Raw genomic sequence first — 18,723 nt, forward strand, 5'->3', positions numbered from 1 at the left:
CCAGTGTTTACCGTATAGTAAGAGGTAGAAACCAAGGAGGGAATTGCATAAATGAATACAAAAAGATGGATCGCTTTAGTAGTGGCTGCAGCCGTATTGGGAATTTCATTGGTTATCAACTCAGCTTTTGCTTTTCTTCAAAGTGGATTTGGAGAGGGTGTCGATGACTTGATGGCGACTACCCAATCAAGCATCTCCGAAGTCGTTATTGAAGAGGGAGATTTTGATAATCGTGTAGCAGTTTTAAATGTGGACGGAGTGATCCAGGACACAGGCGAGGCATCGTCTCTATTTGGAACAACCGGCTATAACCATTCGTTCTTTATGGAACAATTGGAAAATGTCAAAGAGGATGACTCAGTTAAAGCTGTCGTGCTTACGGTAAATTCACCGGGCGGCGGAGTAGTGGAGTCAGCTGAGATTTATGACAAGATTATTGAAATCCAGGAAGAAACGGAAAAACCGTTTTATGTTTCCATGGGAGCGACGGCAGCATCAGGCGGCTATTACATTGCTGCACCCGCAGATAAGATTTTTGTAAATGAAGAAACTTTGACGGGTTCTATCGGGGTCATCATGCAAAGCGTCAATTACGGCGAACTGGCAGAGCGCTACGGTGTGGACTTTGTCACGATCAAGTCAGGACCATACAAAGATATTATGAGCGCAACGCGCGACATGACAGAAGATGAACGTGCACTTCTTCAGGAGATGCTGGATGATTCATATGAATCATTTGTAGATGTTATCGAAGAAGGCAGAGGCATGACGGAAGATGAAGTGAGAGCTGTTGCAGATGGCCGTGTCATGAATGGCCGCCAAGCAGTGGAAGTCAACTTGGCAGATGATTTTGGATTTGAAGAAGACGTCATCGAGCAAGTAAAGACCGATTTTGATCTGGGCAATGCAGAAGTATTCCAATACGGTGCTTCAGAAGGATTGGGCTCATTGTTATCGATGAAAGTAAATTCGTTCTTCGGCAATGACATTGAGACGCAGATGATTACGAAAATGCTGACTGAATACAGTTCTCCGCGTATGATGTATTTATACGGTGATAAATAAGGAGGGACCATGATGACAGACCACGAAACGAATAAACCAGCAGAAGTGCAAGTCGCACCACATCGTCCCGACACACCAAGCTACGAGGAAGTCCTGTTTTATGAACGGAAACCGGCTGGATTTTGGGTGCGGTTTTGGGCATACTTGATCGATCTTTTAGTCATTGCAGGGCTAACATCTATTTTGATCAAGCCGGTATTTGCGCTTCTCGGTATTGAAACAAGCGGCATCCCTTGGTATGCACCCTATGCCGTTTTGTCAGCTGTCGTCTTCTATGGCTATTTTGTGCTGATGACAAAATTCTTCAGACAGACTGTCGGGAAAATGATTATGGGCATTCGGGTAGTATCGTTGAAGTCAGATAATTTATCATGGACAACGCTCTTGTTCCGCGAATGGGTCGGACGATTTCTATCGGTGACCATTTGGCCGCTTTACTGGATTGTCGGGTTTACCCCGTTAAAACAAGGAATTCATGATTACATCGCAGACACAACAGTGGTTCACGAAGAATCGTTCCGCAAAAACAAGCTGGTGCAGAAGAAACGCCCAGATGGGTCTGGGTTGCATGAGACCCGAGCCTTTTAGTATGATGAAGATACTATGAAAGGGAGGCGTTTTGATTGGTACAAATCACATTCAAGAAAAACCCTGTTACCTTACCCAATAAAGAAGTGAAAGTTGGAGATCAGGCTCCAGATTTTTCGGTGCTATGGACAGACTTGAACCCGGTGACACTGAAAGATACAGCTGGAAAAATTCGTCTTATCAGTGTGGTCCCGTCACTGGATACCGGCGTCTGCTCGGACCAGACAAAACGCTTTAGCGACGAAGCAGCAGCATTAGGCGACAATGTAGCAGTGTTGACCATTTCAGCCGATCTGCCGTTTGCGCAAAAGCGCTGGACAGAAATCAACAAAGTTGATGCACTTACCACTTTGTCGGATCATCGGGACTTGTCTTTCGGTGAAGCATACGGCGTAACGATGAAGGAACTTCGCCTACTGGCCCGTTCTATTTTTGTTATCGACCAAAATGACAAAGTTGCGTACGTAGAATATGTTCCTGAAGGAACGGATCATCCCGATTACGAAAAAGCGTTAGAGGCAGTAAAAGAATTAACAAACTAATACAAGAAACCCACTCAAAAGAGTGGGTTTCCTTATTGAGGACGGCGAACGCATGAATTCAACAATGGAAAAGACTTTTTATTTTATTGACAACCACACGACAAAAATCCAGCAGGAACAGGAAAATGCTTATCTGGAAAGCTTGTTGACTACAACGGAAAATTGGTTGGACGGCTTGATAAAGCCAGAAGCAGGGGCCAGCAAGGAAGATATTCGTAAAGCGCTTCAACTGGCTGTACTGAAAGGCATGAAAGAGCATGTCCAGCCGCATCACCAAATGACGCCGGATGCGCTTGGGTTGTTGGTCGGCTACCTGGTGGAACTGTTTGTGAAAAAAGAGCAAGCTGTCATTTTGGATCCGGCTGTGGGAACCGGCAACCTGCTGCTGACGGTCATGAACTATTTGGATGGCCGATTAACGGGAGCAGGCGTAGAGCTGGACGATTTGTTGATCCGCCTGGCTTCAAATGCCGGGAATCTGATTGAACAGCCGATCACTTTCTATTTGCAGGACGCTTTGCAGCCCCTATTGATCGATCCGGTCGATGTCGTCGTTTCGGATTTGCCGGTGGGCTACTATCCGGACGAAGAAACAGCTGGAACCTACGAATTGAAAGCAGACGAAGGCATGTCTTTTGCACACCATCTGTTTATCGAGCAATCGTTAAAGCATACGGCTGAAGGCGGCTATCTGTTTTTCATCGTACCAAAAGCCTTGTTTGAATCCGCACAAGCGAGCCAATTGCACAGCTTCCTGAAAAAACATGCCCATATCCAATCGGTTATGGAATTGCCGGAAAGCTTGTTCAAAAACTCGGCTCATGCAAAAGGGATCCTGGTCTTGCAGAAAAAGCAGGAAGGTGTCAAAGCTCCAAAGGAAGTCCTATTGGCGCGTGTTCCGAATATGTCGAAGCCGGAATCCATGTCGAAATTCTTTTCGCAGGTGACCGGTTGGTTTAAAGAAAACAAAGAATAAAGCAGCCGATTTATGCTATACTAAGGCTATAAAACATCCATATGAACCATTTTTTGATGAAAAGAGGGATGCGCAATGACTGAATCAAACGAAACACCAAAAAAAGTCAGCTTGCAGGAAGCCGTAAAACGCCAGCTGGAAGCTAAGAAAAACCAGGCTGGGGACAAACAATCCGGCGGCAATGCTTCACTATCGACCAAAAAGATGAAAAGCCAGCAATCGAAAAAAGTCAGCAATAATCGCCGCAAAATGGGTACGTAACGAGCAACTAACCACACATATGGAAGATTGGCGAAAAGGCAGGGAGATCCATTCCCTGCCTTTTTTCATTGCGAAAAAAGGAGTATAATACTTTAAATTGACTATTCGAAAAATAAAAAAGGGATGAATAATATGGAAACAAACCCAGGGGATGCATATGACTCCACCACCTTTCAAGCAGATTGTGCAAACTGTTTTGGCCTTTGCTGTGTGGCATTGGCATTTACAGCTTCTTCAGATTTTCCTGTCGACAAAGCAGCAGGCGTTCCGTGCAAAAACCTGGAAGATGATTTTTGCTGCGGCATCCACCGGAACTTAAGGCTCTCGGGCTATAGCGGATGTACGGTGTTCGATTGCCTTGGCGCAGGGCAAAAAGTATCACAGCAGACATTCGGAGGCATAAGCTGGAAAGACCGTCCACAGTCGGCTCAACAAATGTTTCAGGTGCTGCCGGTTATGCAGCAGCTTCACGAAATGATGCTCTATCTCACACAAGCCATTGAACGCCATGGCAAAGGGGAATTAGAAACTGAACTCCGAAAAAGCAGAAAAGCGATTTATGGATTGACTTTAGCATCAGCTGAAAGACTGCTGGCGATAGATTTGCACCAATACCGTGTGAACATCAACGAGTTGCTGGTCCAAGTTAGCGAAGAAGTCCGGCTCAAATCAGGTCGCTTTAATAAAAAAATGATCCGAAAAAAAGGACCGAATTATCAAGGTATAGATTTAATGGGTGCAACATTTCAAGGAAAAGGCATGAAGGGCTCATTGTTTAGAGGCACATATTTGATTGGTGCGGATTTGAGTAGAGCAGACTTAAGAAATTCAGATTTTATCGGTGCAGACATAAGAAATGCGGACTTGTCTGGAGCAGATTTGAGCGGCAGTCTGTATTTGACACAAATGCAATTGAATTCAGCAAAAGGAAACTGCAGCACTAAATTGCCGGCTTTACTATCAAGGCCGGCTCATTGGTGTAAGAAATAAACATTCCATTGCCACAGCAGATTGTTTAATGAGGAGGGTTTTGATGTATGCCGGATTTTGGCTTCGTTTAAAAGCTTTTGCAGTCGATTACTTGTTGATTTTGGCATATCTAGCGGTGCTGCTGATTTTTTCTGTATTTTTGATGCCTTCACTACAGGGCTGGTTTCAAGAATCACAGATTACCGCTCAGATCGCTGGTTTTCTGTTGCTGACGCTGCCTGTTTCGCTGTATTTTATCATCACGGATTCAAGAGTCGGCAAGCAATCGATCGGCAAACGAAAAATGCAGATTCGCGTGGTGGATGAAAATAATCGATCCATCTCTATCTGCCGGTCAACCTTTCGGATTGCATTGAAGTTTTTGCCTTGGGAACTGTCCCATTTCATGGCCTACCGAATGATGTATATGGAAGATGGAGAGGTGCTGCTAGTGGATTATTTCATTGGGGGATTGATCTACGGATTGATTTTGCTGTATATTCTTATGGTCTTCTTTACGAAAAACAACCAGTCCTTTTACGACTACTTTGCAAAAACCTATGTTGTGAAATTAAAATATTCCTGAAAAGTATTGACTTGCCGAGAAGAACTGATAAAATCTATTTCAATATACTTTTTAAAGAGCTGATTTATCAAATTATATTATAATTAACTCGATCGATGATTTAGTAGGCAATTTGTGTGCAGCAGCAAGAGACTGGATGGCAGGTGCGAATTCAGGCAGCAAATTGGACGAAGTACACCATCAGTTTTGATCGGTTCGCAAAAGAGTGGATGCTTTCTTCAATTAAGGCATTAAATTGGGTGGTAACGCGGAGAAAACCTTCGTCCCTTTATTGGGGCAGGAGGTTTTCTCTTTTTTATAGAGAAAAGGAGAGTTTATTATGAACAATATTAAGTCGGTCATCACCCCAAGGTTTTGGGAAGCTTTACTTGTAACTGTTACTATTTTTCTGGTGATCAGTATCAGCATCATCCGTTTTGAATCGGTTCCGCATATTCCCATCCTGTTTTCGATTTTGCTGCTATTCGTTTACGGATTTCTTAAGAAAGTGTCCTACCGGGAACTGGAGAGAGGATTGGTTGAAGGAGCGGGTGCTGGCATGAGCGCTGTCTTTCTCTTTTTCTTCATCGGCATCCTCATCAGCAGCTGGATGATCAGCGGCACTATTCCGACACTCATCTTTACAGGATTCACGCTGGTTTCCATGACATTTTTCTACGCCATCGTTTTTGTTGTGACATCGTTGATTGGATTATCGATCGGCAGTTCACTGACAACGGTTGCAACAATCGGCGTTGCTTTTATCGGAATGGCGACTGCGATGGATCTGTCACTGGCGATTACGGCGGGAGCGATTGTGTCGGGTGCATTTTTCGGCGATAAGATGTCGCCGTTGTCGGATACTACAAACTTATCTTCTGCTATTGTCGGTGTGGATCTTTTTGAACACATCCGCAACATGGGATGGACGACGGTTCCCGCTTTTGCGATAACTTTGATTTTGTTCGTGCTGCTTTCTCCGGAAGCAGCAGGCGCAAGTGTTCAGGACGTAACGGCTTTTAAAGAAGGGTTGTCAGCTACCGGCATGATCCACTGGTATACAATCATTCCGCTGATTGTGCTCATTATCCTGACAATCATGAAATTGCCGGCATTGCTGACGCTGGCACTTAGTTCGCTGTCAGCCATCATAATTTCTTTTTTGCATCAAAGTTCAACAGCTTCTGAAATATTCTCGGTGCTGTTCAGCGGATATGTATCCATGACCGGCATCGAGGAAATTGATTTGCTGCTGACGCGCGGCGGAATGGAGAGCATGATGTTCACTGTGGCGTTGGTGCTGCTGGCACTCAGTATGGGAGGGCTGCTGTTCAAATTGGGCATCGTCCAGTGCCTGCTGGCAAAAGTGGAAAGCCTATTGAAAAAAGTCTCGTCAGTCATTGCAGCTTCTGCATTTACGGCGATTGGAATCAACATTCTGATCGGTGAGCAGTACCTTTCAATTCTACTGACCGGACAAGCATTTAAAGAACCGTACGATAAAGTAGGGCTTGCCGGCAAAAACTTGAGCCGGGTGATGGAGGATGCGGGAACTGTAGTCAACCCGCTCGTGCCTTGGAGTGTTTGCGGAATCTTCATCACGGGTGTCATCGGCGTTTCGACACTCGATTACTTGCCGTTCGCGTTCTTCTGCCTGCTGTCGCCGATATTGACCATTTTATTCGGTTTTACCGGAAAAACGTTGACCTTTAAACAAACCAAATAATATTAACAAAGAAGCAGATGATCACTATGATCATCTGCTTTTTTGATAAAGGGATTTTTGCAGACGGGTCGAATATTATTCTATATAGACCCATTTATCGCCGTGCCCTGGAAAAAACAGTCGAGGGAGTAGATAAAATGTACAAATCAATTTTACTGGCCGCAGACGGTTCAGAAAATTCCACAAGGGCTGGCAATCAAGCTGCACAATTGGCATCCTTGGTTAAAGGGGCTGAAGTAACCCTCGTATACGTTTCCGACTTTAAAGAAGACAGCCATGAGGAACTTCATGACGGCGGGGCAATTGAATTTGAATTGTCGCGAAAGAAGAAAATCCAGCCTATTCGAGAAGCTTTGGAGCGCGAAAAAATCTTTTACAAAACAAAAATCCTGCACGGCCGACCGGCACCGACAATCATCGAACTTGCAAACGAAGGAAACTTTGATTTGGTCGTTATCGGCAGCAGGGGGTTAAATGCGTTATCTGAAATAATGTTGGGGAGTGTCAGCCATAAAGTCGTCAATGGAGTGAACTGTCCCGTGCTGGTCGTAAAGTAACGCAGGCTTTGCGGCGGTTTACTCTGGTATACTGGTGAAAAAGATCGGCCTTGTCTGCACTTGATCCAACGGAAGGCCGCCTGGAGGAAAACAACAAATGGAAACTTTGCCAAATTGCCCTGAATGCAACTCTGACTACACTTACGAAGACGGCAGCTTGCTGGTATGCCCTGAATGTGCACATGAATGGAGCCCCTTTGCTGAAGCCGAAAGTACAGATGCAGAAAAAATTATCCGAGATGCAAACGGCACGCCTTTAAAAGACGGAGATGCAGTCACTGTCATCAAAGATCTGAAAGTCAAAGGCAGTTCATCGACTTTGAAAATTGGTACGAAAGTAAAAAGCATTCGACTGGTCGATGGGGATCATGACATCGACTGCAAAATTGATGGCTTTGGAGCCATGAAACTGAAATCGGAATTTGTCAAAAAAGCATAACTCGAAAAGACCCTGCCCAAACTTTTTAATAAGTTTGGGCAGGGTCTTTAAGATTTTATAGGCCAGGGTAATTGAACCGTAAAACTGATTTCTTAAGTTGTATAAGTTGACCCTTGGTCCCGCAGATCAAACGCCGCGCTTATTGCCCCATACCAACGTATGCAATTGCGGCAGCACCTTAGCATCGTTCATGATTGGGGAACTGATATGGTAATCAATTAATTGCTCATAACGATGCAGCAAGTTGGAAACCAGCTGTGCGTCATCAGTTGTAGCGGTATCATCGTTTCCGGTCTGCAAGAAAAATGGGGCCGCTGGATAACGCTGATGAAGCCCTTCTGCATAGGCAAAATCATCTTGGTCAAAAACGACGACTTTTAGGCTGACATTGGCATGCAGCAACTTCTCCATAAACAAGTCCAGCTTTGCAAAATCCGTCTTCATTCCAGAGCTGGGCGGTTTTGGTGATAGCGTGATGTCATCGATTTCCACCAGCCAGTCCTGCCAAATAGAGGCTTGCGTTTCAACAGCCACTTTCCAGCCCTGCTGATGGCACAACTCGACCAATTCGCCGATGCCTTTATGAAGAGCAGGATTGCCGCCCGAAATGGTTACGTGTGAAAATGCAGCGCCTCCAATTTGAATGAGCTCTTCAACTATGTCGGCAGGCTGCTTGGAAGTGCTGGTTCCTGTGCCGTCCCAGGTGAATTTCGAATCGCACCAGGAACAGGAATAATCGCACCCTGCCGTACGTACGAACATGGTTTTTTGACCCATGACCATGCCTTCACCTTGTATTGTCGGGCCGAAAATTTCCATTACCGGAATCCTCATGACAGATCCCCCTTGCGCGGACGAAATACCACGTAGCTTGTCGGTGTTTCACGAACAATGACCTGCAGGCAATTCGGGCGGTTGTTCTTGGTTTTCAAAACTTGTTGAATCGATTGCCATACTTGCTGGGCAAGAAGTTCAGTGGTTGGGAACTTATCAGCGAACTCCGGATGGTCGTTCAATACGCTGTGATCGTATTTTTTGTGGATCAATTCTTTCACTAATTTAAAATCAATCAAAAAGCCGGTCGCATCGAGCTCATTGCCGGCGATGGTGATGTTGAGGTGATACGTATGGCCGTGCATAACCTGGCATTTTCCGGCATCTTCACTTGGAATAAAATGCGCTGCAGAAAAATGCAGGTCTTTATTCAGCTCAAATTGAAAATCGTGGGCAGTTGTCGGATAAAATTGCTGCATCATTCGACAGCACCCGCCGATTTTTTCGCCTGGTACCGGGCAAGTCCCTCATTGCGCAATTTGCAGGACGGGCATTCGCCGCAGCCAGTGCTTGGGATGCCGTGATAGCAAGTCAATGTTTTTTCCTGCACGAAATCGAGGGCGCCCAGTGTATCAGATAGCTCCCAAACGTCAGCTTTATCCAGCCACATTAATGGAGTATGGAGGATAAACTGTTTGTCCATCGCCAAATTCAACGTGACGTTCAACGAGCGGATAAAAGTATCGCGGCAATCCGGGTAGCCGCTGAAATCTGTTTGGCTGACGCCTGTGATTAAATGCCGGGAGCCGAGTGCATCTGCATACACGGCTGCAAAAGATAAAAACAAATGGTTTCTGCCTGGCACAAAAGTGGATGGCAGTCCGCCTTCTTCTTCGGCGTTCACTTCAATATCGTTGCGCGTCAAAGCATTTGCAGACAGCTGGTTGATCAAGCTCATATCCAGTACTTTAAATGAGACGCCAAGTTCTTCCGCAATTTTTCGGGCACATTCGATTTCAGCCGAATGGCGCTGGCCATAATCAAATGTCACCGTAGCAACTTCTTTGAAATTTTTAATTGCCCAAAATAGGCAAGTGGTGCTGTCCTGGCCGCCGCTGAAAACGACAACCGCTTTTTCATTTTTCATTTGAGACACTCCTTAGTTTTTTAGAGAGGGAGTTTGCGAACCTCTTTAAGCGAACAGGATTAATAATAACATATTGTCCGACAAGCAAGCAGCTTTAAGGAAATGAAAATTAACAGTGTGCCAGACAACATCCTGTTTTAGAGAATGATCTGCAGCCCGCTTTGTAATTATTGGACGATACATGCGTCTAATCTAGAAAGGATGGGAGGGATAGGGATGAAAAAAACTTTGTTGATCGTGTTGGTTTTTCTAGCGGCAACTGCATGCAATCGTCAAACTTTTAGCGAAGGTGATATTATCGAAAATTTACATGGTGATGTTGCCAATGAAGAACGCTTATACAGGTTTTATGAAAATATGGAAAATGGAAAAAAGGACGCGGTCAGAATCATCAGCTACACAACAGAAGGAGACCCTATCTATCAAGACCTGTCATACGATGGCACTGTTATTGAATCGGTGGAAGATTTCACTGAAGACCAATACGGTTCCGGGGAGATTGTCGCAAGAGAATGTGAATCGATGGTCATCCTGTCCTCTGAAACTGAAGAAGTTTATGTGCTCGAAGGGTGTGATCCTGAAGAGGGATTGGATACCATTCTACACTTAACGGAATAACTGCTGTTAAAGCTTTCTTTACATTTCAATAAGGCATACAATTTCTGCAAAAGGGTATATTTGATAATAACGGATACGGAAGGGGAGATGTGAGATGAAAGCGATAGTCATCGACAATTATGGCGGCAAAGAACAATTGAAAGAAAGAGAAATGGAAAAACCGGCCATTAATGACAATCAAGTGCTGGTTGAAGTCCATGCCACTTCGATCAATCCTATTGACTGGAAATTGCGTGAAGGCTATTTAAAAGATATGCTGCCGTGGGAATTTCCCATCATTCTAGGCTGGGATGCTGCAGGAGTCGTTGCTGAAGTCGGCAAAAACGTCAAACATTACAGTGTTGGTGACCGGGTATTCGCCAGACCGGCTACCACTCGACAAGGAACTTATGCAGAGTTCGTTCCTGTCGAAATGGAACTGTTGGCCCATATGCCGGAGAGTATGACTTTTGAGCAAGGCGCAGCCATTCCATTGACTGGTCTGACTGCCTATCAATGCATTGTCGGCTTTGCAGAAGTGAAAAAAGGGGACAAGGTGCTGATCCATGCCGGAGCAGGCGGTGTTGGCAGCATGGCCATTCAGATTGCCAACAGCATCGGTGCATATGTCGCAACAACGGCGAGCGATAAAAACGATGAACTGGTCAAATCCCTCGGAGCAAACCGGGTGATCAATTACAGTGAAGAGGACTTTAGTGAGCTGCTCGAAAATTTCGATGCAGTACTGGATACGATGGGTGGGGAAGTGTTGGACAAAAGCTTCAAAGTCCTTAAAAAAGGCGGCAAACTGATTTCGATTGCCGGCCAGCCTTCTGCAGAAAAAGCTGAAGAACATGGGGTCAAAGCCAGTGATTTTTGGTTAGAGCCGAACGGCGAGCAATTGCAAAAATTGGCTCATTTATTCGTGTCAGGCGAGTTAAAGCCTGCGATTGGCCACGTGTTTGAGTTTACCGAGCAGGGACTGAAGGACGCCCACGAACTGAGTGAATCCCATCACGCCCGTGGCAAAATTGTCATCAAAATCAAATCTTAAAAAAGCCTTTTTACAAATATGGAAAGGCTGAGCAATAAACAAAAGAGGTTTTGGAATGTACTCCTTCCAAAACCTCTTTATTTTGAGATAACTTTTAGGCATGGCCTGAGTGGACCTCCAAATTTTTTGTTTGAATCTTATTTTTCCATAACCGCAAAGTAATTGTCCTCATTGTCCGCAAAATTAAATACTTTGCCTGAAGGCATGTCTATAATGTCTCCAACTGTAATGTTTTTGTTTGTAAACTCCTTATAAAGTTTATCAGCATTTTCAGTGATAAACATTAAGGAGGGGGTGCCTAACTTTACTCCGAGCGACATCTGTGCGACAGTTTCTTTGTTATGCAGAATGATGCTCGTTTCAGCCCCTTCTGCTGAAGCAATTTCTATCCATCTCATTCCGTGGCTATTCTCATCAGCTACGACAGTAAACCCCAATTTTTTTGACCAGAATTCTACCGCTTCGTCTTGATTGTTGACATATAACATAACCTGCCCAATTTTACTGATCATGTTTTCAGCTCCTTTGCAGCTTACTATATCTTTAACTAAAAAAAGACCATCAAGCGAAAAAGCTCAGATGGTCGATATTGCGAAAACTCATTGCGCTCCAGCTTTTATTGCCGGACGTCTATTGCCGAAATACAGATTCTTATCTGTCCATGAAGGTTAAAAGTTTTCAGGCTTGCCTGATTTGTCTTCTGAATAGTATTCCTTTGGTGCATCGTCCTGAGCTTCTTCTGTGCGTACGACCAAAACATCGCATTTAGCGGAACGGACAATATGTTCCGAAACACTGCCGATCAAGAAACGTTCTACGGCGTTCAATCCGGTAGCACCACAAATAATAAGGTCAGCTTCCACTTTTTGAGCTAAATCACGTGAAATCATCGTTTTTGGAGAACCGTAATCGACTACGATGTTTACTTTTTCAACACCGCCGGCTAAAGCTTCTTTTTTGTAGTCATCCAGTAAATCTTCTGCAAACTTTTGAGCGCGGTCAGCAATCGAGCGGTCGTACGCTTCGATAGCAGCAAATGACCGGGTATCGATGACATTCACCAAATTTAATGTGGCGTTGTTCCGTTTGGCGATCCCCACCGATTTTTTAAATGCCCACTCGGCTTCTTTGGAACCATCGACTGCAACTAGAATTTGACTGTACTTTAATGTCATCCTAAATTCCTCCTTTTGTCTCTCACTATTAAGAGATTCGCTATAAGTTCCAGAGTTCCTGCTAAATTGAAGTTAATTTCATGAATTTTTTGTCTAATTAATGGCGACTATTTTCCCTTTTAAATGGGTTGATAACCGGTAATAAAGTAGCGAATAAGAGCAGAAATCCATTATTTCTGTTAAAATATAGATGATTTCAGAAAATTCTTTTATTCTAACAGATCATTAATTGGAAATGGGGGTTCGAGATGCGCATTGGGGTACCGACAGAAGTGAAAAATAACGAAAACCGGATTGCGATGACTCCGGCCGGTGTAGTCAACTTAACACTGTACGGCCACGAGGTCTTTATTGAAAATGGGGCTGGGCTTGGTTCTGGATTTGCCGATGAAGACTACAGAACTGCGGGAGCAAAAATTGTTGCTACGGCAGAAGAGGCATGGGCGCAGGAGATGGTCATGAAAGTGAAAGAGCCGGAACCGGAAGAATACCAATATTTCCGCGAAGGGCAGATTTTATTCACTTACCTGCATTTGGCGCCGGAAAAAGAATTGACACAAGCGCTGCTGGATGCAAAGGTGACGGGCATTGCTTACGAAACGGTACAGCTGCCGAATAATTCCCTGCCTTTGCTGACGCCAATGAGCGAAGTGGCAGGACGGATGTCAACGCAGATCGGGGCGCAATTTCTGGAGAAGATACATGGAGGCGCCGGTATTCTGCTGGGCGGTATTCCAGGTGTGGGACGCGGCAATGTCTGTGTGATCGGTGCTGGCGTTGCCGGAACCAATGCTGCAAAAGTGGCTGTGGGCATGGGGGCCAGCGTCACAATTTTGGATTTAAATCCGGATCGCCTGCGTCAATTGGATGATCAGTTCGGACAGGATGTCCAAACGCTGATGTCCAATCCGCTGAATATTGCCGAATCCGTCAGAAAAGCGGACCTGGTCATTGGAGCCGTATTGATTCCTGGCGCCAAGGCACCCAAGCTGGTGACGGAGGAAATGATCCAATCGATGAAACCAAGATCGGTTGTAGTTGATATTGCCATTGACCAAGGCGGAATTTTTGAGACCAGCGACCGCATTACAACACACGACGATCCGACCTATGTAAAACACGGAGTTGTCCATTATGCTGTGGCGAATATGCCTGGAGCTGTTCCAAGAACTTCGACTATCGGATTGACAAACGTAACGGTGCCATACGCAGTCCAAATTGCCAATAAAGGATTTATTCAGGCGGTCCGGGACAATGAGGCGCTGAAAAAAGGGGTCAACACGCTGGCAGGGCACGTTACCTATCAAGCGGTAGCTGCGGATCAAGGGTTGCAGTACAAATCAGTTGATGAGATTTTAGGCTAAAAAGCGGCACCGGAAAGATTCCGGTGCCGCTTTTTTCGATTAATTTGTGATAATTTGAAGTTCTTTCGGGAATTTCGTCAATACTTCGTAGCCATCTTCTGTAACTGCTACATCGTCTTCAATGCGGACACCGACTTTTCCAGGAACATAGATGCCGGGTTCCAGTGTAAAGACCATTCCTTTTTCCATTGTCATCGGATTTGCTCCGTGAATAGAAGGGAATTCGTGTACCGATATGCCAAGGCCATGGCCGAGGCGGTGTGTGAAATACTCCCCGTATCCGGCATCCGTAATGACTTTGCGTGAAATCTGATCCAGTTCAGCTGCTGTGACGCCAGGCTTGACTGCCTCGAGCGCTGCCGTTTCAGCCTTCAATACAATATCGTATACCGCTTTCTGCTCTTTGCCAGGTTCTCCAAGCGCTAAGGTGCGGGTGATATCCGAGCAGTATCCTTTATGCACAACGCCCAAGTCGAATAATACCAAATCGCCATTTTGCAGTTTCCGTTCTCCGGTCTTGCCATGCGGCGAGGCGGCTTTGTCTCCTGCCAATACAGTTGTGTCGAATGACATATGGGTGACGCCGCGTTTTTTCAAAGCCAATTCGATTTCCGTCATCACTTCAATTTCGGTGATGCCTTCTTTGATTGTCTTAGCCGCTACTTCGATGGCGTAATCGGCTAATGCCGCCGCTTCACGCAAAATCTGAAGTTCTGCCTCGTCCTTAATGACACGCATAGCATTCAGCTGCTCGTCTAATTGAACAATTGTAAGTGAGCCAAATAGTGAAAGGATGGCATCATATCGGTCAACTGTCATATGCGCTTTTTCAATCGCCATGGTTTTCAAATCGATTCCGCGAGACTGGGCGGTATTGTGTAAGATCTCCATGGAATTTTGCGTGTCTTCGTGGCCGACAATTTCGCCGGCCCATCCGGCATTTTTTGCATCCGGCATTTCCATTTTCGGACAGATCAAAAATGGTTCGGCTTCAGCGAATACCATGACACCCAGCAGGCGCTCGTGTGGGTTGCTTTGGAAGCCGCTGACGTAAAAGACGTTAAAGGGATCGGTAATAAACGCCGCATCGATCGATTGCTCTTTTAAATAGTTTTGTAATTGCTTGATTTTAGTCATATGTATTCCTCCTCTACATGTGTAGCATATCAAAAATCAGGGTATAAAACAGCTATGTAAGTTGAACTATTAGCTTTCACTTGTGGAATATCCACAGCAGAATAGCTATCATTAAAAATAATGAGTTCAACTTTTCCAGTAACCATCAACAAATTCATTGGAGGGATAGTATGCATATTTCATATCACGGCCATTCAGTTGTAAAAATCAAAACAGGTGAGTTCACGATTTTAATAGATCCATTTATTAATGGCAACGAATTGACCGATTTGAAGGCAGCCGATGAAAAGCCGGATGCCATTCTTTTGACGCATGCCCATAACGATCATGTGGGGGATACTATTGAATTAGCCAAAAGCAATAATGCGCAAGTGGTAGCTCCAGTCGAACTCGCCAATTATCTTGGAAGCCAGGGAGTCAACGCAGTCGGCATGAACTTAGGCGGCGCCCATGAATTCGATTTTGGTTTGGTGAAATTTACAAAGGCATTTCATAGCTCTTCGTATACAACAGAAGAAGGGGAAGCGATTTACGGCGGCATGCCAGCTGGAATCCTCTTTAAAGCAGAAGGCAAAACAGTTTACCATGCAGGTGATACCGAAGTCTTTGGAGATATGGAGATTATTGGCAAAAGGAATGATATTGATGTGGCATTTGTGCCAATCGGCGACTTTTTCACGATGGGGCCGGAAGATGCGGCTTACGCGGTTGAATTGCTAAAGCCGAAAGTGGTGGTGCCCATCCACTTCAATACATTCCCGCCAATCAAACAGGACCCTGAGCATTTCAAGTCCTTAGTCAAAAATGCAGAAGTTAACATCCTGCAGCCAGGCGGCAGCATTGAATTATAATTAAGCGGCAATACTCGGAGAGCTCAGGCTTTTCGGGTATTTTTATTTTCTTCACAACTGTTGTGTTCCGTGCTGCAACCGCTCGTTCATAGGCCTGTCGAAGCAGAACGCCCGTCTCCACTTTTCTATTAATTATGCTACACTATTAGGTACATGAACGCAGAAAGAATGGGTGAAATCATGGCGACTAAACATGAACAGATATTGGATTATATTGAGACATTAGCCGTTGGCGAAAAGATTTCGGTGCGGCGTATTGCCAAGGAGCTTCAAGTGAGTGAAGGGACTGCTTACCGGGCAATCAAAGAAGCGGAAACAAAGCGATTGGTTTCGACCATTGAACGTGTCGGAACGATTCGGATTGAACGCAAAAAGAAAGAAAATATCGAGCGGCTGACTTATGCTGAAATCGTTAACATTGTTGACGGGCAGGTATTGGGCGGCAGAGCCGGATTGCATAAATCATTGAACAAATTCGTAATCGGTGCGATGCAGCTGGAAGATATGATGCGTTATACGGAAGCGGGCAATTTATTGATTGTCGGCAATCGCTATAAAGCCCATGAATACGCTTTGCGTGCGGGAGCAGCCGTGCTTGTGACTGGTGGATTTGAAGCGTCCGAAGGAGTAAAGAAACTCGCGGATGAGTTTGAATTGCCGGTTATTTCGACCAGCTACGATACCTTCACGGTAGCGACAATGATCAACCGGGCGATCTATGACCAATTGATCAAAAAGGAAATTCTTTTAATAGAAGATATTTTGATTCCACTGGAAGTAACGGCGTACTTGACGCTGAAAGAGCCGATCAGACGCTATCATGAATTGAATGAACAAACGACTCATGGCGGTTTTCCTGTGGTCGATCATTCAAACAAACTGGTTGGTATCATTACATCACGGGATGTTATTGGGCATCCGCCTTCCGAGTTAGTGGAAAAAGTGATGACCAAAGATCCCATCACTGTCTCGATGCAGACGAGTGTCGCAGCTGCAGGCCACCGCATGATTTGGGAAGGCATCGATTTAATGCCGGTTGCAGATGACCACGGCAAGCTGAAAGGCGTCATCAGCAGGCAGGATGTATTAAAAGCGATACAAACTGCCCAACGTCAGCCTCAGCAGGGTGAGACAATCGATGACATCATCAAAAGCCAGCTTCAACAGCAGTCAAATGACAAACTGATTTTGGAATTTCGCGTTACACCACAGATGACCAATGCTTATGGATCGATTTCCCACGGTGCGTATACGATGATTCTCACAGAAGCGGCAGGAGCGGCTTTAAAAACAAAAAACCGCAAAGATAGTGTGTTGGAAAATATATCAATATACTTTCTAAAACCGGTTCAGCTGGATGCGCTGGTGTTTGTCCGTCCCAATATTTTGGACATTAGCCGTAAATCCGCAAAAGTTGAAGTTGATGTATCTCTTGATCAGGAAATTGTCGGCAAGGCGATGTTGACCTTCCAATTGTTGGATCGCTGAATTTACCTCTTTTTCAGGCAGCAAAAAGGCAGCAGGTTCACTCGATTGGGAGTGGATCTGCTGCCTGAACATTCTGTTGAGAGAAGCTGCTTAAGGATTTAAGTCAGCTTCTTCTTCAAGGAATGCCTGATAATGCCGTGATGCTTTGTAATTGTAATAAACCAGGGCAAGCCCAAGGACGATAAAAATGGCTGAAACGATATACGTGATTGCACTTTGAAATACGAACAGCTGGTTGATTCCGAACAAGGCCATAAAACTTCCCAGCGCCATCGAAGCTCGTGCAGCATACCATTTCTTTCTGATCGGCAAAACGGTGCGCGTACGGAATTGCTTGGTTTTGTTATAAAAATAAATGACAAATGATACAATGATTAAAACAACGAATATTAACATAGGGACCTCCTGAATTCCAAAACTCATTATCATTGTACTGAGAATTGAGCAAAATTGCGAATGGATTTCCTTATAAATGGAGGAACTCGAGAATGAACAGTCAAATCATCGACACAATTAAGCAATACAGCACCATCATTATTCACCGCCATGTGCGTCCGGATCCAGATGCTTACGGATCTCAGCTCGGCCTAAAATACTTATTGGAGCAAAATTATCCGGACAAGCGAATTTTGGCAGCCGGAACACATGATTACACAATGGACTTTCTGGATTTTCCTGATGCAGTGGAAGATCAGGATTTCGAAGGTGCATTGGTCATCGTGACCGATACCGCCAACACAGAGCGTGTCGATGATCAGCGCTACAAAACAGGCGCGAAACTAATTAAAATCGATCATCATCCGAATGACGATGCTTATGGCGATATTGTATCCGTTGATACAACGGCAAGCTCGGCTTCGGAATTGATTTATGAACTATTTGCATATGGAAGTGAACACGAAGGCTGGACTTTGTCCGCAAAGGCAGCTCGTTTACTGTATGCGGGAATTATTGGCGACACCGGACGCTTTCTTTTCCCAAGTACGACGCAAAAAACATTTGCGATTGCAGGCGAACTGATCAAATTCGAATTCGACCGCAATGAACTGCATAATGGCATGTACGAAATGGACCGAAAATTATTGCATCTGCAAGGTTATATGTACCAAAATTTCAAAATGGATGAAAATGGTGCTGCACATGTCAAAATCACCAAAGACATCCTAAAGGAATTTAGTGTGACGGCAACCGATACATCTTTGCTGGTGGGTTCGCTCGGCAATGTCAAAGGCATGAAAGCCTGGGTTATTTTAATTGAAGAAGATACGGAAATCCGGGTGCGCCTGCGTTCAAAAGGCCCGATCATCAATACTTTAGCGAAAGAATTCGGAGGCGGTGGCCATCCAATGGCTTCCGGTGCAACAGCCTATTCGTGGGAGGAAGCCGATCTGGTCATTCAGCGCCTTGCTGAAATCTGCGCTGCCGCAAAATAAGGAGGAGGTCTGTTG

23 protein-coding genes and 1 riboswitch are annotated in these 18,723 nt (G+C 45.0%); of the genes, 16 read left to right on the forward strand and 7 right to left on the reverse strand.

What is annotated here, in order from left to right:
* Positions 1–51 precede the first annotated feature (51 nt).
* The 10 genes from sppA (at position 52) to QOZ98_RS16545 (ending at position 7,688) form a co-directional block, all read left to right on the forward strand.
* Positions 52–1,065, forward strand: coding sequence for a signal peptide peptidase SppA (gene sppA / locus QOZ98_RS16500; protein ID WP_142829361.1), 1,014 nt, complete (start codon positions 52–54; stop codon positions 1,063–1,065).
* Positions 1,066–1,077: 12 nt separating this feature from the next.
* Entirely contained in the window at positions 1,078–1,653 is a 576-nt protein-coding gene (locus tag QOZ98_RS16505) for an RDD family protein (RefSeq protein WP_308788415.1), read from the forward strand.
* A gap of 35 nt (positions 1,654–1,688) precedes the next feature.
* A complete protein-coding gene (tpx, locus tag QOZ98_RS16510) occupies positions 1,689–2,195 on the forward strand; it encodes a thiol peroxidase (protein WP_308788416.1) in 507 nt (168 codons plus the stop codon).
* Positions 2,196–2,247: 52 nt separating this feature from the next.
* The gene (locus QOZ98_RS16515; protein ID WP_308788417.1) at positions 2,248–3,171 is read left to right on the forward strand and encodes a class I SAM-dependent methyltransferase; all 924 of its coding nucleotides are present in this window, start codon (positions 2,248–2,250) and stop codon (positions 3,169–3,171) included.
* Between the two features lie 75 nt (positions 3,172–3,246).
* Positions 3,247–3,432 carry a hypothetical protein gene (locus tag QOZ98_RS16520; protein WP_142829352.1) on the forward strand — a complete coding sequence of 62 codons (186 nt, stop codon included), beginning with the start codon at positions 3,247–3,249 and terminating at the stop codon, positions 3,430–3,432.
* 132 nt (positions 3,433–3,564) lie between these two features.
* Positions 3,565–4,422: a pentapeptide repeat-containing protein gene (locus QOZ98_RS16525; protein ID WP_308788418.1), complete on the forward strand. Its 858-nt coding sequence runs from the start codon at positions 3,565–3,567 to the stop codon at positions 4,420–4,422.
* 43 nt (positions 4,423–4,465) lie between these two features.
* Entirely contained in the window at positions 4,466–4,987 is a 522-nt protein-coding gene (locus tag QOZ98_RS16530) for an RDD family protein (protein ID WP_308788419.1), read from the forward strand.
* 319 nt (positions 4,988–5,306) lie between these two features.
* Positions 5,307–6,692 (forward strand): Na+/H+ antiporter NhaC, encoded by a 1,386-nt coding sequence (gene nhaC, locus QOZ98_RS16535; RefSeq protein ID WP_308788420.1) that lies wholly within the window; start codon positions 5,307–5,309, stop codon positions 6,690–6,692.
* Between the two features lie 137 nt (positions 6,693–6,829).
* On the forward strand, positions 6,830–7,249 hold the full coding sequence (locus QOZ98_RS16540; RefSeq protein ID WP_308788421.1) for a universal stress protein: 420 nt from the start codon (positions 6,830–6,832) through the stop codon (positions 7,247–7,249).
* Between the two features lie 97 nt (positions 7,250–7,346).
* Positions 7,347–7,688, forward strand: coding sequence for a zinc ribbon domain-containing protein YjdM (locus QOZ98_RS16545; RefSeq protein WP_308788422.1), 342 nt, complete (start codon positions 7,347–7,349; stop codon positions 7,686–7,688).
* 126 nt (positions 7,689–7,814) lie between these two features.
* Here the strand turns inward: QOZ98_RS16545 and queE are convergent, their stop codons facing one another.
* The 3 genes from queE to queC are packed head-to-tail and all read right to left on the reverse strand — an operon-like array spanning position 7,815 to position 9,609.
* Complete coding sequence (queE, locus tag QOZ98_RS16550) at positions 7,815–8,522, reverse strand: 7-carboxy-7-deazaguanine synthase QueE (protein ID WP_308788423.1); 708 nt, start codon at positions 8,520–8,522, stop codon at positions 7,815–7,817.
* Complete coding sequence (gene queD, locus QOZ98_RS16555) at positions 8,519–8,944, reverse strand: 6-carboxytetrahydropterin synthase QueD (RefSeq protein ID WP_308788424.1); 426 nt, start codon at positions 8,942–8,944, stop codon at positions 8,519–8,521. The genes queE and queD overlap by 4 nt, the downstream gene beginning before the upstream one ends.
* Positions 8,941–9,609, reverse strand: a complete 669-nt coding sequence (queC, locus tag QOZ98_RS16560; protein WP_308788425.1) for a 7-cyano-7-deazaguanine synthase QueC — start codon at positions 9,607–9,609, stop codon at positions 8,941–8,943. The genes queD and queC overlap by 4 nt, the downstream gene beginning before the upstream one ends.
* Before the next feature lie 6 nt (positions 9,610–9,615).
* A riboswitch (PreQ1 riboswitch) is annotated at positions 9,616–9,659 on the reverse strand.
* A 166-nt stretch (positions 9,660–9,825) separates the two neighbouring features.
* On the opposite strand from queC, the gene QOZ98_RS16565 reads away from it, so the two are divergent.
* Both QOZ98_RS16565 and QOZ98_RS16570 read left to right on the forward strand, forming a co-directional pair.
* Positions 9,826–10,227 (forward strand): DUF4362 domain-containing protein, encoded by a 402-nt coding sequence (locus tag QOZ98_RS16565; protein ID WP_308788426.1) that lies wholly within the window; start codon positions 9,826–9,828, stop codon positions 10,225–10,227.
* A gap of 94 nt (positions 10,228–10,321) precedes the next feature.
* Positions 10,322–11,260, forward strand: coding sequence for an NADP-dependent oxidoreductase (locus QOZ98_RS16570; protein WP_308788427.1), 939 nt, complete (start codon positions 10,322–10,324; stop codon positions 11,258–11,260).
* 137 nt (positions 11,261–11,397) lie between these two features.
* Here the strand turns inward: QOZ98_RS16570 and QOZ98_RS16575 are convergent, their stop codons facing one another.
* Both QOZ98_RS16575 and QOZ98_RS16580 read right to left on the reverse strand, forming a co-directional pair.
* The gene (locus QOZ98_RS16575) at positions 11,398–11,772 is read right to left on the reverse strand and encodes a VOC family protein (RefSeq protein WP_308788428.1); all 375 of its coding nucleotides are present in this window, start codon (positions 11,770–11,772) and stop codon (positions 11,398–11,400) included.
* Positions 11,773–11,928: 156 nt separating this feature from the next.
* On the reverse strand, positions 11,929–12,435 hold the full coding sequence (locus tag QOZ98_RS16580) for a universal stress protein (protein WP_142829327.1): 507 nt from the start codon (positions 12,433–12,435) through the stop codon (positions 11,929–11,931).
* Positions 12,436–12,683: 248 nt separating this feature from the next.
* Between QOZ98_RS16580 and ald the strand changes: the two genes are divergently transcribed.
* Positions 12,684–13,799: an alanine dehydrogenase gene (gene ald, locus QOZ98_RS16585; RefSeq protein WP_308788429.1), complete on the forward strand. Its 1,116-nt coding sequence runs from the start codon at positions 12,684–12,686 to the stop codon at positions 13,797–13,799.
* A 39-nt stretch (positions 13,800–13,838) separates the two neighbouring features.
* Here the strand turns inward: ald and QOZ98_RS16590 are convergent, their stop codons facing one another.
* The gene (locus tag QOZ98_RS16590; protein ID WP_308788430.1) at positions 13,839–14,936 is read right to left on the reverse strand and encodes a M24 family metallopeptidase; all 1,098 of its coding nucleotides are present in this window, start codon (positions 14,934–14,936) and stop codon (positions 13,839–13,841) included.
* Positions 14,937–15,106: 170 nt separating this feature from the next.
* Here QOZ98_RS16590 and QOZ98_RS16595 point away from each other — a divergent pair, with 170 nt between their 5' ends.
* Positions 15,107–15,787 carry a metal-dependent hydrolase gene (locus QOZ98_RS16595; protein ID WP_308788431.1) on the forward strand — a complete coding sequence of 227 codons (681 nt, stop codon included), beginning with the start codon at positions 15,107–15,109 and terminating at the stop codon, positions 15,785–15,787.
* 180 nt (positions 15,788–15,967) lie between these two features.
* Positions 15,968–17,275, forward strand: a complete 1,308-nt coding sequence (locus QOZ98_RS16600; RefSeq protein ID WP_308788432.1) for a DRTGG domain-containing protein — start codon at positions 15,968–15,970, stop codon at positions 17,273–17,275.
* A gap of 90 nt (positions 17,276–17,365) precedes the next feature.
* Here QOZ98_RS16600 and QOZ98_RS16605 read toward each other — a convergent pair whose 3' ends face one another.
* Positions 17,366–17,671, reverse strand: coding sequence for a YtpI family protein (locus QOZ98_RS16605; RefSeq protein ID WP_308788433.1), 306 nt, complete (start codon positions 17,669–17,671; stop codon positions 17,366–17,368).
* Between the two features lie 92 nt (positions 17,672–17,763).
* Between QOZ98_RS16605 and QOZ98_RS16610 the strand changes: the two genes are divergently transcribed.
* Positions 17,764–18,708 carry a DHH family phosphoesterase gene (locus QOZ98_RS16610; protein WP_308788434.1) on the forward strand — a complete coding sequence of 315 codons (945 nt, stop codon included), beginning with the start codon at positions 17,764–17,766 and terminating at the stop codon, positions 18,706–18,708.
* Positions 18,709–18,723 lie beyond the last annotated feature (15 nt).

This window comes from Planomicrobium stackebrandtii (assembly GCF_030814955.1).
In the GTDB taxonomy this organism is placed as follows: domain Bacteria; phylum Bacillota; class Bacilli; order Bacillales_A; family Planococcaceae; genus Planococcus; species Planococcus stackebrandtii.